14 protein-coding genes and 1 other RNA gene are annotated in these 14,949 nt (G+C 57.8%); 9 read left to right on the forward strand and 6 right to left on the reverse strand.

The features are described 5' to 3' along the window. Nucleotides 1-24 precede the first annotated feature (24 nt). Both ACXZ66_RS04450 and ACXZ66_RS04455 read right to left on the reverse strand, forming a co-directional pair. Nucleotides 25-2,055: an FAD-dependent oxidoreductase gene (locus tag ACXZ66_RS04450; protein ID WP_458750697.1), complete on the reverse strand. Its 2,031-nt coding sequence runs from the start codon at nucleotides 2,053-2,055 to the stop codon at nucleotides 25-27. 40 nt (nucleotides 2,056-2,095) lie between these two features. Beyond that, entirely contained in the window at nucleotides 2,096-2,938 is an 843-nt protein-coding gene (locus tag ACXZ66_RS04455) for a PaaI family thioesterase (RefSeq protein WP_458750698.1), read from the reverse strand. 189 nt (nucleotides 2,939-3,127) lie between these two features. Here ACXZ66_RS04455 and ACXZ66_RS04460 point away from each other — a divergent pair, with 189 nt between their 5' ends. Beyond that, nucleotides 3,128-4,246 carry a S1 family peptidase gene (locus ACXZ66_RS04460; RefSeq protein WP_458750699.1) on the forward strand — a complete coding sequence of 373 codons (1,119 nt, stop codon included), beginning with the start codon at nucleotides 3,128-3,130 and terminating at the stop codon, nucleotides 4,244-4,246. Here ACXZ66_RS04460 and hisN read toward each other — a convergent pair. Both hisN and ACXZ66_RS04470 read right to left on the reverse strand, forming a co-directional pair. Next, entirely contained in the window at nucleotides 4,243-5,034 is a 792-nt protein-coding gene (gene hisN / locus ACXZ66_RS04465; RefSeq protein ID WP_458750700.1) for a histidinol-phosphatase, read from the reverse strand. The two genes, ACXZ66_RS04460 and hisN, sit on opposite strands and share 4 nt — an antisense overlap. A gap of 10 nt (nucleotides 5,035-5,044) precedes the next feature. After that, nucleotides 5,045-5,857 (reverse strand): inositol monophosphatase family protein, encoded by an 813-nt coding sequence (locus ACXZ66_RS04470; protein ID WP_458750701.1) that lies wholly within the window; start codon nucleotides 5,855-5,857, stop codon nucleotides 5,045-5,047. Between the two features lie 49 nt (nucleotides 5,858-5,906). Between ACXZ66_RS04470 and prfB the strand changes: the two genes are divergently transcribed. The 8 genes from prfB to ACXZ66_RS04510 all read left to right on the forward strand — a co-directional run bounded on the left by prfB (nucleotide 5,907) and on the right by ACXZ66_RS04510 (nucleotide 12,856). Continuing rightward, the gene (gene prfB, locus ACXZ66_RS04475; protein WP_458750702.1) at nucleotides 5,907-7,013 is read left to right on the forward strand and encodes a peptide chain release factor 2; all 1,107 of its coding nucleotides are present in this window, start codon (nucleotides 5,907-5,909) and stop codon (nucleotides 7,011-7,013) included. 43 nt (nucleotides 7,014-7,056) lie between these two features. Continuing rightward, nucleotides 7,057-7,749, forward strand: coding sequence for a cell division ATP-binding protein FtsE (gene ftsE, locus ACXZ66_RS04480; protein WP_458750703.1), 693 nt, complete (start codon nucleotides 7,057-7,059; stop codon nucleotides 7,747-7,749). 23 nt (nucleotides 7,750-7,772) lie between these two features. After that, nucleotides 7,773-8,675 (forward strand): permease-like cell division protein FtsX, encoded by a 903-nt coding sequence (gene ftsX, locus ACXZ66_RS04485; RefSeq protein WP_458750704.1) that lies wholly within the window; start codon nucleotides 7,773-7,775, stop codon nucleotides 8,673-8,675. Nucleotides 8,676-8,710: 35 nt separating this feature from the next. Next, on the forward strand, nucleotides 8,711-9,199 hold the full coding sequence (gene smpB / locus ACXZ66_RS04490) for an SsrA-binding protein SmpB (protein WP_458750705.1): 489 nt from the start codon (nucleotides 8,711-8,713) through the stop codon (nucleotides 9,197-9,199). Then, nucleotides 9,196-9,567 carry a DUF488 domain-containing protein gene (locus ACXZ66_RS04495; RefSeq protein ID WP_458750706.1) on the forward strand — a complete coding sequence of 124 codons (372 nt, stop codon included), beginning with the start codon at nucleotides 9,196-9,198 and terminating at the stop codon, nucleotides 9,565-9,567. Before smpB ends, ACXZ66_RS04495 begins: the two co-directional genes overlap by 4 nt. Further along, nucleotides 9,564-10,250 (forward strand): SDR family oxidoreductase, encoded by a 687-nt coding sequence (locus ACXZ66_RS04500; RefSeq protein ID WP_458750707.1) that lies wholly within the window; start codon nucleotides 9,564-9,566, stop codon nucleotides 10,248-10,250. Before ACXZ66_RS04495 ends, ACXZ66_RS04500 begins: the two co-directional genes overlap by 4 nt. Before the next feature lie 61 nt (nucleotides 10,251-10,311). Beyond that, nucleotides 10,312-10,689: a transfer-messenger RNA gene (ssrA, locus tag ACXZ66_RS04505) on the forward strand. A gap of 280 nt (nucleotides 10,690-10,969) precedes the next feature. Further along, nucleotides 10,970-12,856, forward strand: coding sequence for a glycosyl hydrolase family 28-related protein (locus ACXZ66_RS04510; RefSeq protein ID WP_458750708.1), 1,887 nt, complete (start codon nucleotides 10,970-10,972; stop codon nucleotides 12,854-12,856). On the opposite strand, the gene ACXZ66_RS04515 is transcribed toward ACXZ66_RS04510, so the two are convergent. Next, complete coding sequence (locus ACXZ66_RS04515; protein WP_458750709.1) at nucleotides 12,853-14,490, reverse strand: SulP family inorganic anion transporter; 1,638 nt, start codon at nucleotides 14,488-14,490, stop codon at nucleotides 12,853-12,855. The two genes, ACXZ66_RS04510 and ACXZ66_RS04515, sit on opposite strands and share 4 nt — an antisense overlap. After that, entirely contained in the window at nucleotides 14,487-14,846 is a 360-nt protein-coding gene (locus ACXZ66_RS04520; RefSeq protein WP_458750710.1) for an ArsR/SmtB family transcription factor, read from the reverse strand. Before ACXZ66_RS04520 ends, ACXZ66_RS04515 begins: the two co-directional genes overlap by 4 nt. Nucleotides 14,847-14,949 lie beyond the last annotated feature (103 nt).

The raw sequence follows: 14,949 nt of genomic DNA on the forward strand, positions 1-14,949 counted from the left end.
CGGAGGAGGCAATGGATTTTTTAATCAGGGCCTAGCAAGTCCCGCAAACTCTCGATTTGCTACCCCAAGCCCCGCAACAACCTCCGTCGCCTGACGAATCGCCCGATTTGCATCCAGCTCAGCTGCCACATCAGCGCCGCCAATCAAGTGGAAACGCTCGTCGTGAAGCTCGCGCACAGACTCCTGACCTGTACAAATCACAATCGTATCCACCTCAATCGTGTGCACCTCGCCGCCGACTGAGACGGTGAGCCCGGAGTCGTCGATACGCTCGTAGCTCACCCCGGTCCACTGCCGAACGCCCTTCGCGCGCAGCGCAGCGCGATGCACCCAACCGGACGTCTTGCCCAGGCCCTGGCCGATCTTGGATTCCTTGCGTTGCAGCAGATGAATCTCGCGTGGCGAGGGTTCCGGTGCAGGGCGCGTCAGGCCGCCGGGAGCGTGCGGATCCACGCCCCATTCCGCGCGCCACGCATCACGGTTGAGGCTTGGCGACGATTCCGTGGCCAGGTATTCCGACACGTCCACGCCGATTCCTCCCGCACCAAGCACGGCAACGCGCTGGCCGGCTGTGCGCTCACCAGAAAGGAGCTGCGCGTAGGTGATTACAGAGGGGTGATTGATGCCTGGGATGTCGGGGATGCGTGGGGTGACTCCGGTGGCGATAAGCACCTCGTCGAAGCGTGCGAGGTCGGCCTCGGTGGCTTCGTGGTTAAGGCGCAGGTAAATGCCACGGGTATCAATCTGGTGCTGGAAGTAGCGCAGGGTTTCGCGGAATTCTTCCTTGCCGGGGATCTCCTTGGCTAGGGAGAATTGGCCGCCGATGTGGGCGTTGCGCTCGAAAAGGGTGACGGCGAATCCGCGCTCGGCGGCCGAGGCGGCAGCGGCTAGGCCTGCGGGACCGGCACCCACCACTGCGACCTTTGTGCGCACCGGAGACGGCAGAAGTATAAGCTCGCGTTCGCGGCAGGCACGGGGATTGACCAGGCAGGATGCGCGTTTTCCCACGAAGATTTGATCCAGGCACGCCTGGTTGCATCCGATGCAGGTGTTGATAGCCTCGGGCGTTCCGGCTTCGATCTTGTCTACGAGGTTGGGGTCTGCGAGAAAGGGGCGCGCCATGGACACCAAATCGGCGGTGCCCCCAGCCAGTAGTTCTTCTGCGGTTGCCGTGTCGTTGATCCGGTTGGATACCGCGACAGGAATGGTGACTGCCTTGTGAACCTCAGCCGTGCAATCGGCGAAAGCGGCCCGCGGTACGGAGGTGACAATCGTCGGCACGCGTGATTCGTGCCAACCGATGCCCGTGTTGATGATGTTTACCCCGGCCTCTTCGAGTTCTTGGGCAAGCGTGACTATTTCTTCGGGGGTCTGCCCGCCTTCGACAAGGTCGATCATGGATTGGCGGAACGTGATGATGAATTCGTCGCCCACAGCAGCGCGAACTGAGCGGACTACTTCGAGGGCGAATCGGCGGCGGTCTTCTGGGGAGCTGCCCCACTCGTCGTCACGCTTATTGGTTGCGGGTGCCAGAAATTGGTTGATTAGGTAGCCTTCGGAGCCCATGATTTCCACGCCGTCGTAGCCAGCATCTGCGGCCTGGCGGGCTGAGTTGGCGTAGTTGTAAATGGTGTCGCGGATTTCCTCGGTGCTAAATGCTGTCGGGGCGAAACGGGTAATGGGGGATTGAATCGCTGAGGGTGCTTTGCTGCCGGGCGCATTGGCGTAGCGGCCGGTGTGAAGAATTTGTAGCGCGATTTTTCCGCCAGCTTGATGCACCGCCGAGGTGACCGTTTCGTGGATTTTTGCCTGCTCCGGAGTGGTGAGCATGCTGCCGGGGGCGGCGATGATGCCCTCGGGGGAGGGTGCGTATCCTCCGGTAATGATCAAACCTGCCGAGGCGCGGGCTGCGAAAAAGGCTGCTAGATCGTCGATGTGATCCAGGTTGTCTTCAAGGCCCGTGTGCATCGATCCCATGATGACCCGGTTTTTAAGGGTAGTAAATCCAAGATCAAGGGGTTCGATCAAGTGTGGGAACTGTGTGGTCTGTACCATGAGCGACACTCTATAGTGTCACAGGTCACTATGTACAGAATTATGATTCGTATTTCTGATCGGCTTGATTCTTGCCCGGGTTCTTGCCTTGATTCTCGGGGTGAGTCTTCGGCGGGTGAAAGAACTTCTCCGGCACTCCGAAATCCAGGATATCTTCCTTGGTCGATCCGTTTTCCAAGCAGACTTTCACCACATGGCGCATTTGGTCACGCGGATCGGCAATGCGGCGCTGCTCGCTCATCAGCCGGGTCAAAATCTCAGGGCGCTCGCGGAACTCGTGCCACACAAGTGCTGTAGCCAAGGATTCCAATACCGGGCCTCGGGGGAAAAGCGCCTGCTTGGGTTGCGCAGCGCGCTCGCCACCACCGCGAGGCCGAACGTGCAGGTCTTGCTGGCTAATTCCGACGACATTGCCGTCACGGTTATATACCGTGAGCGTGATCGGCACATTGCAGTATCCGTCTTCCTCGATGGTTTTCTTAATCCAATTGATTAAGTAATCGTCGAGATTGACCTCTAGATAACAGCCCTGGCGACCAGGGGAGAGATACTGAAACGAGCCGACGCGCGTCCACGCCTCGTAGCGGTTGCCAAGGCGTCGCTCAGTTAGCACGCCCACAATGGCATCGCCCATGGCATACAAGGTCCCGCCGTAAGCCACCCCGTGCAGGTTGCGGTTCCACGGGCGCAACTTAAGCTCGACACGACCGTAGGAATAGTCGTCGGAAACGTGCGTCCACCTGGTACCGCTGAGCAGGTTCGGGCCCCAAATATTCATGGTGCGACGAACCCCAGCCGGTGAGCTCATCGTATTTTTAACTACCTTTTTGTACAGGTTCTTGCGCGCGGTGTTGATCCGTTGCGGAAAGTTTTTGTCGCCCATGGGGCCATGCTACCGATTTACGAAGGATAGTTCGTTACAGCCCATTAGAATGCAACAATTCGGCCACAATCTGCGCGTTAAACCGCAACGCGGAGTTGGTGGTGCCACACTATGAGGGTGCTTTCGGAGCACATGAAAGTCCCTCAATTTTTCCTCGGTTTTAGTTGGTAGAAAGTGAACACGTGCCTCATGAAGCCTCGCCATTTTTGGAAATACGTAGTACCCACAGGCTTCGCAGCTGCAACCTTGCTGCTGGCACCGCAAGCTGGTGCGCAAGAAAGCGTGGAGATTGCCCCGCTTGATTCAGCCGCAGTCGTCGACCAAGTGCGCACTGAAGCCGCCAACTACGGCATCGCCATTCAGTCAGTCGACCCGGCTCTGACTGACGCAATCGATGCGGCGGTCAATCAGTTTATTCCGCAGAGTGTACAGTCGCTTATCGACGAGTCCGTGGTTCCTCAGGCTTACGCAGAATCGGTCGATGTACCGGCAACGAACCCGGAGCCACTGGGTTCCGTTGACCAGCCTGCTCCACTTGCTCAGCGTGACGTCTCGGGCCCGAACTACTGGGTCCGCGACGACATTGTGTCCAAGACTTTGGCGCAGAAGCCGTTCGAAGACTACGTGGTCAACCGTGTGCCGGGATCAACCTTTGATGCTCCACACATCCCGGCCGAATCCGACGAAGCCATGGCGCGCGGAAACTCCCTGTACGGCCCGGGCACGCCAATCTATGTTGGTGACGGCTCGTTGTGCACCATGACTGTGACCGGCACCGATGCTGATGGGCGTAAAATCGGAATCACCGCCGCTCACTGTGGCCAGGTCGGCGATGCCGTGACCTCGGCAGACTCGTGGGAGGTCGGTCCGTCGGGCACCATCGTGCACGCCAACCCGAACCTAGATTACGCAGTAGTAGAGCTCGGCTCGAACGCTGAGATCACCAGTAACTACAACAATGTCCACGCAACCAGCATTGGTGGAACAGCCCAACCAGGCGAGATTGTGTGCAAGACCGGCGTGGCCACCAATGAAACCTGTGGCATGACACTCACAGTTGATCAGATCAAGCAGGTCAACCAGGTCTGCTCTATGACTGGAGATTCCGGTGCGCCGCTCTACCTGGGTGGCCGCGTGGTCGGCATGGTCAACGGTGGAATCATGCCGGTACCTCTAAATGTTTCCTGCCAGAGCCCTTGGCAGGGTGTGTTGCACACCCCAACCGCATCGGTACGTATGGATGCAGTGCTCAACGACATCAACGCTTCCGGCGCGCCGGGCCGTGGCCTAGTGCTGCCCGAAAACTAGCTCAGCGCCCCCAGCACGTCGGCGTGCAGCAGTCCGTTGGTAGCAACGGCGCTGCCACCGTGCGGGCCGGCCTGACCAGCCACGGAAGTAAACGTGCCACCAGCTTCGCGGACAAGAATGTCCAGCGCAGCCAAGTCCCACAGCGAGACCTCAGGCTCGGTGGCGATATCTACAGCGCCTTCGGCCACTAGGCAGTAGGAGAAGAAGTCTCCGTAGCCACGCAGGCGCCAGCACTTGTCAGTTAGTGCGAGGAACTTATCGCGCGCGCCTTCGCCCTGGTGCTCGTCCCAGCCGGACAGGGAAGAGAAGGACAGTGACGCGTCTTCCAAACTTGAAACACCAGATACCGAGAGGCGCTTGAGCGCCTGGCCGTTGAAGGTGCGCCACGCGCCTGCCTCGGCAGAGGCATACCAACGGCGCGACAGCGCTGGTGCAGAGATGACGCCGACGACGGGCACGCCATCGTCGAGAAGCGAAATCAGCGTTGCCCACACTGGCACGCCGCGCACGAAATTCTTAGTGCCGTCGATCGGATCGATGACCCACTGGCGACCTTCGAAGACTGGGTCGCCGCCAAACTCCTCTCCCAGCACCGCATCGTTCGGGCGTGCATCTAGCAGCTTGGAGCGGAGGCTTTCCTCGACGGCCAAGTCGGCGTCGGAGACGGGAGTCATGTCGGGCTTGGAGCTGACTTCGAGATCGGCGGCTTCGAAGCGTTCCAAGGTGATCGAATCAGCCAATTCGGCCAGTTCGAGCGCGAGAGCTAGGTCATCTGCGTAATTACTCATGTTGGAAATCTTAGCTACTTTGCAGCGCCGCCGAGATCTCTCCGACAACTTGTTTGTTACCGGCCACACTCCAGGTGGTGCCGCCGGCGTCGATTTTTTCGCCCACGCCGCCGACTCCCTCGATGAGAATCTTGCCCGGCAGCCAATCCCAATCTGCTACCGAATGCTGGATCCACCCGCCGAGCCCGCCGGAGGCAACAGTGGCCAAATCGATCGAACCGGCACCAAACATTCGGATCGTCGCAGCACCATTGGCCGCACGCAGCCAAGCCTCGCGGATCCCATCGATCTTCATGGACTGCGGATGCAGGTAGGAGGCTAGGCTGACCTGGTCCAACCCTATTTCGTGCAGCGGAGGCAGGGCGATGCCGTTTTTCGTCGAGCCCTGAGGTGTACCCAGCCACGTGGTGTCCATGGCTGGGCGGTTAACGGCACCGAGAATCAATTCGTCAGGGTCCGCGGTATCTCCCTCGATCAGTGCGAGCGCCGAGCAAAAATAATCGGAGCCGGAGGCGAAGTTATAGGTGCCGTCGACGGGATCAACCACCCACACGCGCCCCGAGCGCGAGGTAACTGACGCGCCTTCCTCGCCGACGATGCCATCGGTGGGGCGGAGCTCAGTAAGAGCATTAACCACGAAGTCCTCGGCCGCGCGGTCTGCGTCAGTGACCACATCGGAGACCGACGTTTTGAAATCCGTGGACACCCCGGCAGTGCGCATCTCTAAGGCGAGGGTGCCCGCGTAGCGGACCAGATCGCGGGCGAGAGTCATGTCGTCTGCGGTGCGGTGGGAGTCAATGAATTCCAAAGTCGATTCGTGCATGACCACCATTATGGGTCATCTAAGTGTACGGAAGGTAGAATCTAGCGCTATGCAGCCTGAAACCTCCTCGATCATCGAGCATTTAGATACTACGCTGACCACGATTGAGAAGGTCGTGGATCTGGACGAGCTGGCTTTGCGTGTGCGCGAATTAGAGCAGCAGGCCGCCGACCCTTCCTTGTGGGACGATCCCGATCATGCACAAGATGTGACCACGGAGTTGTCCAGCGTGCAGGCAAAGTTACGCAAGGTGACCGACCTGCGCTCGCGTCTCGACGATTTGCCGGTCATGTACGAACTCGCCGAGGAAGAGGGGGACACCTCTGTCGCCGACGAAGAGCTGGCAAGCTTGCAGGCTGCGATTGATTCTCTTGAGGTCACCACCATGCTCTCCGGTGAATACGACGAGCGTGAGGCCTTGATCAATATTCGCTCCGGTGCCGGCGGCATCGACGCGGCGGACTGGGCCGAGATGCTTATGCGCATGTACACGCGCTGGGCTGAGAAGCACGGGCACAAGGTGGATGTCTATGACATCTCCTATGCAGAAGAGGCAGGTATCAAGTCGGCCACCTTCGTTGTGCACGGCGACTACATGTATGGCCAGCTCTCGGTAGAACAAGGCGCGCATCGCCTCGTGCGCATCTCTCCGTTTGATAATCAGGGCCGCCGCCAGACCTCCTTTGCCGAGGTAGAGGTCCTGCCGGTGGTGGAGAAAACAGACAGTATTGATATCCCGGATTCCGAGATCCGCGTCGATGTCTTCCGTTCCTCGGGACCGGGCGGGCAGAGCGTGAACACCACCGACTCGGCGGTGCGCATCACCCACTTGCCCACGAATATCGTGGTGAGCTGCCAGAACGAGAAGTCCCAGATCCAAAACAAGGCCTCGGCGATGGCAGTGTTGCAGTCGAAGCTGCTCGAGCGCAAGCGTCAGGAGGAGAAGGCCGAAATGGACGCGCTCGGCGCTGGCGGTAATGCTTCCTGGGGCAACCAAATGCGCTCCTACGTGCTGCATCCTTATCAAATGGTGAAGGATTTGCGCACGAACTACGAGGTCAATGACCCGCAGAAGGTCCTCGATGGTGACATCGATGGATTCCTCGAAGCTGGCATTCGCTGGAGAATGTCCGAACAGAATTCAGAAAGTGCATAAATAAGTTTCACTTGCCCCACCCCAACAGATTAGGGTAGGGCTCGTGATCACTTTTTCCAATGTCACCAAGTCGTATTCAACCTCGACAAGGCCAGCTCTAGACAATGTCTCGTTCAAGATAGATAAAGGCGAGTTCGTCTTTGTCATCGGACCGTCAGGCTCGGGCAAATCGACGTTCTTGCAGCTGATGATCCGCGAGGAGAACCTCACCTCGGGCGATATCTACTTCGACGATCTGCACGTAAACACCCTCAAGGGGCGCCAGATCAACGAACTTCGTCGGCGCATTGGGTATGTGTTTCAGGATTTCCGCCTGTTGCCTAAGCTCAATGTCTACGACAACGTAGCGTTCGCCCTTGAGGTGATTGGCAAGCCGAAGAACCGCATCAAGAAGCTGGTTCCAGAGGCCCTCGAACTCGTCGGCCTGGATGCCAAAGCGCAGCGCATGCCGAACGAGCTCTCCGGAGGTGAGCAGCAGCGCGTCGCAATCGCGCGGGCCTTCGTCGATAAGCCACGCTTGTTGCTTGCCGACGAGCCGACCGGCAACCTCGACCCCTCCACCGCGGACGACATCATGTCGTTGCTTTCGCGCATCAATCGCACGGGCACAACTGTGGTGATGTCCACGCACAACTCGCGTGCGGTCAACGATATGCGCAAACGCGTCATTGAGCTGAGCTACGGCAAGCTGGTCCGCGACGATGAACATGGCGTCTATGGCACCGTAAGCAACTAGGGAAGTAACTAGGGAAGCAAAATATGAATCTTAGATATATCTTCCGCGAAGCATTCCGCGGGCTCGGGCGCAACTTCACCATGACGATCGCCCTGATCATCACTACCGGCATCTCCCTGGCGCTCGTCGGCGCGGGCATTTTGATTTCGCAGGTCACCAGCGAAACCAAGACCATGTACCTCGACCGAGTTGAAGTCATGGTTGAGCTAAACGACGAAATCTCGGCAAACGATCCGGACTGTTCCTCGGCGGCGTGTGTGGAGGTGCGAGACACTTTGCAGCACGATCCCGGCGTGGAGTCAGTGATCTACCGCAGCAGCGAGCAGTCCTATGAGCGTTTCGTCGAACTGTTCAAGGACACCGACCCGATCTTGGTCCAAGAGACTTCTCCGGATGCGTTGCCAGCGGCGCTGCACGTGCGCCTAGTCGATCCGACGAACACCGAGCCGCTTGATCAGGTCAAGGACATGCCGCAGGTCTCGCTGATTGTTGACCAGGCCGAAGGCGTGCGCGCCACCGCTGACAACTTAGACTCGCTGCGCAACGCGGCCTTCGTTGTTGCTGGCATTCAGGCCATAGCTGCGATCTTCCTAATCGGAAACATGGTCCAGCTTGCTGCCTACCACCGGCGCGATGAAACCGAAATTATGCGCATGGTGGGTGCCTCACGTTGGTTCACCGAGGCTCCGTTCGTGATCGAGGCGATGATCTCCGTTCTTATCGGCGGCGTTTTGGCCACCCTGGGAGTGTGGGCAGGCAAGACGCAGATCGTCGATCCGATGTTTGCGGATGTCTACTCCTCGCAGCTGGTGGCCAAGCTACCGGATTCTGCAGTGTGGACAACGATGCCAATTGTCTCGTTGGTCGGCGTGCTAATTGCTGGGCTAGTTGCCTGGGCAACGCTGCGCCTGTACGTGCGTAAGTAAACGCAGGGAAGCGTGCAGGTAGACTTGAATGGATTATGGCAAAGAAGAAGAAAAATCAGGACCGGTCCGTCATCGCGACGAACCGGAAAGCTCGCCATGACTTTCATATTCTAGAGACCTACGAGTGCGGCATCGCCCTTGTCGGCACGGAGATTAAGTCGTTGCGCGAGGGCAAAGCCTCGCTGGTCGAGGCGTTTGCCACCATCGATAATGGTGAAGTGTGGCTGCGTAATCTCCACATTCCCGAATACTCTATGGGTTCATGGACCAATCACTCGCCACGCAGAACTCGTAAATTGCTGCTGCACCGCAGCGAAATCGATACGCTTGAGGGCAAGGTCCGCGACGGCAGCCGCACGCTCATCCCGCTTTCGCTCTATCTGAAAGACGGGCGAGTAAAGGTTGAGCTTGGCCTTGCTCAAGGTAAGCAATCGCACGATAAGCGCGAAGCTATCAAGCGCCGCACCGAGGACCGCGAGATCGCCCGTGACCTGGGCAGAAAGTTCAAGGGTATTAAGGCATGATTTACGCAGTTAAGGTCCACGACATGCTCGCCGGCCGTGCTGAGGCCCCGGGCGAACACGTTCTTGTAGATAGGCTTTGGCCCCGCGGCATTGCAAAGCAGGACCTTGACGCAACTTGGCTCAAAGATGTAGCACCCTCGCCGGAGCTGCGGAAATGGTTCAATCACGACGTTTCGCTTTTCGACGAGTTCTCCCGCCGCTATACCGCCGAACTCGACGAGAAAGCAGCCTCTGACAACGAAGATCTGTCCACGTTGCAGGAGCTCGCTGCAGCGGGCGACGTATCCTTGCTCTACGCAGCAAAAGACCACGAGAATAATCAAGCAGTCGTGCTCAAGGGGTGGCTAGAGAATTGGCTCAAGAAATGAAAACTGCACTTGTTACTGGCGCCTCCCGTGGAATCGGGCGCGCGATCGCCGAGGAACTGGGCAAAGATCACCACGTCCTTGTCGGTGCCACCCGCGACGCCTCTGCCGTGGTCAGTGCGCTGCCGTCTGCTGAGCCTTTCGAGGTCGACCTGACGGACCCGCAGGCACTTGCCGCAGCAGTCCAGGGCATTGATCAGCTCGATGTTCTTGTTCACGCTGCTGGTGTTGCGCCCCATAAGAGGGTCGAGGAATCGTCGATAAGCGACTGGCGCAGCGCCTTCGACCTCAACCTCTTCGCCGTGGCCGAGCTCACGCGTCTGCTTTTGCCCGCTTTACGACGATCCACTGGCCTGGTCGTGGCCATCAATTCCGGGTCTGGCTATCATTCCGGGGCGAAGAACGCGCTGTATTCGGGCACGAAGTTCGCGCTACGGGCGTTTACCGACGCGCTGCGTGCCGAAGAGCTGGGCAAGATTCGTGTCACCTCTGTGCACCCTGGGCGCGTGGATACCGACATGCAGTTCAAGCTGCAGCAGGACATGGGCGTAGCCGCATCGGAGTACGACGGCTCGCGTTATGTTGCGCCGGTGTCTATTGCTCGGGCGGTGCGCCTGGCGGTCGACGCTGGGTGGGATGCTTCCGTGGACGAGGTTTCCGTGCGCCCCTCGGGTCTTGCTAAATAGGGCAGAGGCGCGTAAGGTTAGCTTTCCTGTGAAGATGTGCATATATCCCGTCACAGGCAATGGGGTTGATTTGGTTTCGACTTTGTTGACTTAGCCAGGGGAAGCGTGCCGGTGCAGGCTGGAGACCACCGTGAGCGTCGCAGCAAACAATAAGCGCAGAGAAGAATTCTCAGCGTGACTACGCCCTCGCTGCCTAATTCAGCGACGCGTGTCTGTCAGACCGTGTGAGCCTCGCATACGGACCCTGGCATCGACTTCAGAGGCTTACTTGCTTAGCGTGTTAGTGCGTTAAGTTGGGACATTTTTCACTAACTGGGCCCATCATCTGACCATGTTTGCCTGAGTTAGAGGGCCGAGCAGAGATTCCGCGCGAACTGCGCACGGAGAAGCCCTGGCACGGTAACGAAGGACCCGGGTTCAATTCCCGGCAGCTCCACAAAAAGATAAACCCCCAGGTCGTGATGACCTGGGGGTTTTCTTCATTTATGCCACATCACCTGCGGAAAGACCATAGACTAGAGTGGACAGGGATAGACATTGATAGTCACTCATTGGGCACGAATTGGGCACGAAAGGGCACACAGTAACCTAGTTAAGAGAAAATTGGGCGACTAATTAACTTGGGCAGAACTACTGTTTTAGGACCTGATCAAGGCTAAGATAAGCCTAACTAATTCGACAATACTTCTGCCGAATATTGGCCTCGAGGAGAGACCACCATGACCCGCGTATCTGGGCCATTGGCCCCCCTAACCCCCGTGCCCGAGCGGGTATCCGAGCTGCTCATACACACCCCACGGGTTCGCACTGTCGATGGATGGGTAGTCTCTGAGGAAATTTCCAGAGTCCCTGTCAACGATGGCATGGTCTCATTTGATTGCATGCAAGGATACGCCGACATCCGTCTCGTTATCGACGGGGAAGAAAGCGAGCCGATCCGGATCCTCGTTCCCCCCGCTCCCACAGCCTCGTTGGAATCAGTAGTGGAGACAGCGTCTTTCAGCGCCCCGCCGATATCCGCGGTGGAAAAAGGAAGCGTCGATTTGGTGTTCGTGCCAGAGGCCTATGGTGCTAAGGCTGACGGTAGAACCGACGATGCCCGAGCCGTGCAAGCTGCCATCAACGCTGCGGAAGCCGCGGGCGGAGGAATCGTGCATTTCAAGGCGGGCGCTACCTACCTGATTTCCCACGTGAGTGTTGGCGCTGGAATTGTCCTCGACGGATACGGGGCGCGTCTGCGCCGGCCGAAGAATACCCCGAATTGGAACAGGATGATTTCCAACGAGGGGAAACAATACAGGGGCGATACCGATTCCTTGAGGCCTATTGTGATCAGGGGCTTGACCATTGATGGAAACCTGCGCAACCAAGGTCCGTACGACGACTACGAGCAGGAGCAATCGTCGTTAGTATTTTTCCATACCAATGGCGCGAGACCTGGCCGGGAGCGAGTGGTGATTGAAGACGCGATTGTCCTCGGAAGCGTTTCGGACGGTGTTCACATTGTGGCGAATGTAGATGCCGTAGTCCGTAATCTGACTGCCTTTGATTGTTTTCGTGGTGGCCTGACACTGACCGGCGGCAACTCGCGGGTTGTGGTGCACGGATATACCGGTGGTGGAGACGTCCGCGGTGCCCATCTCGATATTGAGGTGGACACCGTCGGTTACGGGGGAAGCTGGCGCACGGATGTGTCGATTACTCAATGGCATGAGATCTCGCCTGCCAAGATGTCCTTTCAATTCACAGGCGAAGACGGGGCGATCCTGCACGTTTCAAACTCGACCATGATGTCTGGGCTGCACATTTACGGGGGTTTGCTGAAAACCGGGGGCGCGAGTATCAACTTTCGCGACTGTATGATTCACACGCTGACCAAGGATTACTACAACTCAATTTGGAATCCCGTCGACGTATATTTTGAAAACTGCGAGTTCACCACGGAGTACGACTCGGAGGAAGGGATCAAGGGCGCCATGTCCGTTTCCTTTAATCGCGAAGACCTTGCCCGGATGGATTCCCGGCTGCGTTTCGTGAATTGTACCTGGGATGTGACCAAGTGGCCCAGATCGCCAGAAGCACGCGCGGTGGTTGTGGATTTCATCGACCCGAATGACTCGAACTCTTACGTAACTGAGCTCGAAGGCGGGAGAATTTCCAGCGACTTCGATTACGCCGTCACCCTTCGTGGTGGCAGCGAGCTCCTTCTTCGGGGCATCGAAATGCAAGCGCGTGTGCCATTTTTCTTGTCAGGAGAAGCTTCGCGACGAACGACTGTGCGAGCTTACGACATGCGCTACACAGATACGGTCGAGCACAGCTTCGATTCCTATGACAGTAATCCGATTCATGTGGTGGAGCACCGAAATGTGGAAGTCCCCGAGTCGGCAGCAAGCGTGGCAACAACTCGGGGATTCACGCGGAATGATTATCGCGGCTCACGGACAATTCTGTTGACTTCGCAAAATCCAAACGGGGTCACTGGGCTTGTCGGCGACCGTGCCAGATCTCGGGGTTCACGCGGGGAAAATCCCCGTGAATGGGTGTGTACCGAGAGTGGCTCGGGCTCGGGCAGGGAAGCGGCGAAGTGGATTCCTGTTAACTAAACCTGATTCTCTTCGCGTTGCACATGGCTTCTCGCGTGTTCGACCGCTGCATCTAGGTCGCTGAACAAATGGTTCTTGTGGCGGAGTGCTGTGATGACACCGACTTGATAGAAGAGTTTCTCGTGGTGCTCGCGCAGGCCCTTAATTAGAACTGTGATTCCGCGGGCTTCAAGTCGGCGGACGATCTCGGAGAGAGTCTGGGCGCCGGTTGCGTCCACGGTATCTAGCTGGGAAAGCCTGAGAATAACAACCGAAACATTCTCGGTGCCAACTACTTCTTCCATCACACGATCGGCACTGGCAAAGAACAATGGCCCATCGATGTTAATCAGCGCGATGCGTTCGTCGCCCTCTTGGGGCTCACCCGGTAGATCTTGCCGATAAACGCGCACCGCAGATGCGAAGTTGCGGATCGCGAAAATACCAGCGATGACTAGACCGATGATCACCGCGACGATGAGGTCGACGGAGATGGTGACAACAATGGTGACAATGTATGCGAGTGCATCGGCGCGGGTGGAGCGCAGAATTGATTTGCCCACAGAGACGTTGATCATGCGGACGGCGGTGACCATAAGCACGCCCGAGAGGGCTGCCAGTGGGATGAAGCTAACTGGCTGCGAAAAGAGCAGCACAATAATCAGCAGCACCACCGAGTGGAAGATAGCAGAGAGTCGGGTGCGACCACCACTGCGCACATTCACGGCAGTGCGTGCGATCGCGCCGGTGGCAGGCATACCACCGAAAAGACCCGATCCGATTGATGCCAGGCCTTGACCGACGAGTTCGCGGTCGGGGTCATAAGGGCCAGTATCAGCCATCGACGCCGCAACACGGGCTGAGAGCAGAGACTCGATGGCAGCTAGAGCTGCGACTGCAATAGCAGGACCAATCAGGGAAGAAACGAGCTCGAGATCCATTGGAGGGATGCTTGGCGCTGGAAGCGTGTTTGGCAGCGCACCGATGGTGGCGAGTGGATTATCAATAAGTAGTGCCAGCACGGTTACGACGATGACCGCGATGAGCGAGCCAGGAATAGCGTGGTGCAGTCGTGGCAAGCCCACCATGCACAGAGCCACGACAATCACTGCGGCGATTGCCCACAACAGGTAATTCACATCTGCGTTGGCCAGGCTGCCCACGGCTGCAAGAATGACATTTGTGTGGCCAGTTTCGTTTCCGTTCGGCCCGGTCAGCGACGGGATCTGCTGGAGGAAAATAATCACGCCGATGCCCACCGTAAAGCCTTCAATCACGGGCCAGGGGATCAGCGAAACCACGCGACCAAGTCGAAGTATGCCGGCGAGGAGGACAATCAATCCGCCCATGAGCGAGACGATGACAATCGCCGATGTTCCGTGGGAGGCAACGATCGGAGCCAAAACAACAACCATGGCACCCGTCGGACCGGACACCTGGACGTTGGAACCACCAAAGACCGCCGCGATCACACCAGCAATAATTGCGGTGATCAGTCCGGCTTCAGCGCCGGCACCCGAGGAGATTCCGAAGCCCAAGGCGAGCGGAAGCGCGACAATGCCGACAGTAGTACCGGCTACTAAGTCACTGCGCCAGGTTTGCCGAATGCCCGCGTAATCGGATCGTTGGGGAAGAAGTGAACTGCGTTTGCTCATAGGGTGGGGTCTTTCTGTGCGGAGGCAATGTCTCGTTGAGACGCGTTGTCATGCAAAATCTGCTCGAGCAACTCGCGTGCTACGTGGAGAAACTCGCTGACTTGGGGGTAAGCGATTTGATAGAAGACGTGACTGCCACGGCGCTCGGACACGACGAGCTGGTAGCGACGAATCACTGCAAGGTGCTGCGAGAGGTGCGAGGCCTCGAGTTCCATGGCCGCCTGCAGCTCGGCGACGGAATGCTCCTCGCCGTCGGAGAGGAGCTCGAGGATGCGGATTCGGATGGGGTGGGACAGAGCTTTGAAAAGGCCGGCTTTGAGCTCATAAATTGGCCTAGTTTGATCGTTGATTGGCATGATGGATTCATCATATCGTCAAACCGTGCGGGGGTGCAGGGTGGAATGGCCGGGTGTACACTCGGCGCTCGTAAATGGCTTGAAAATCTCATGGAGGAAAGTG

It is taken from the genome of Corynebacterium sp. S7 (assembly GCF_054401105.1).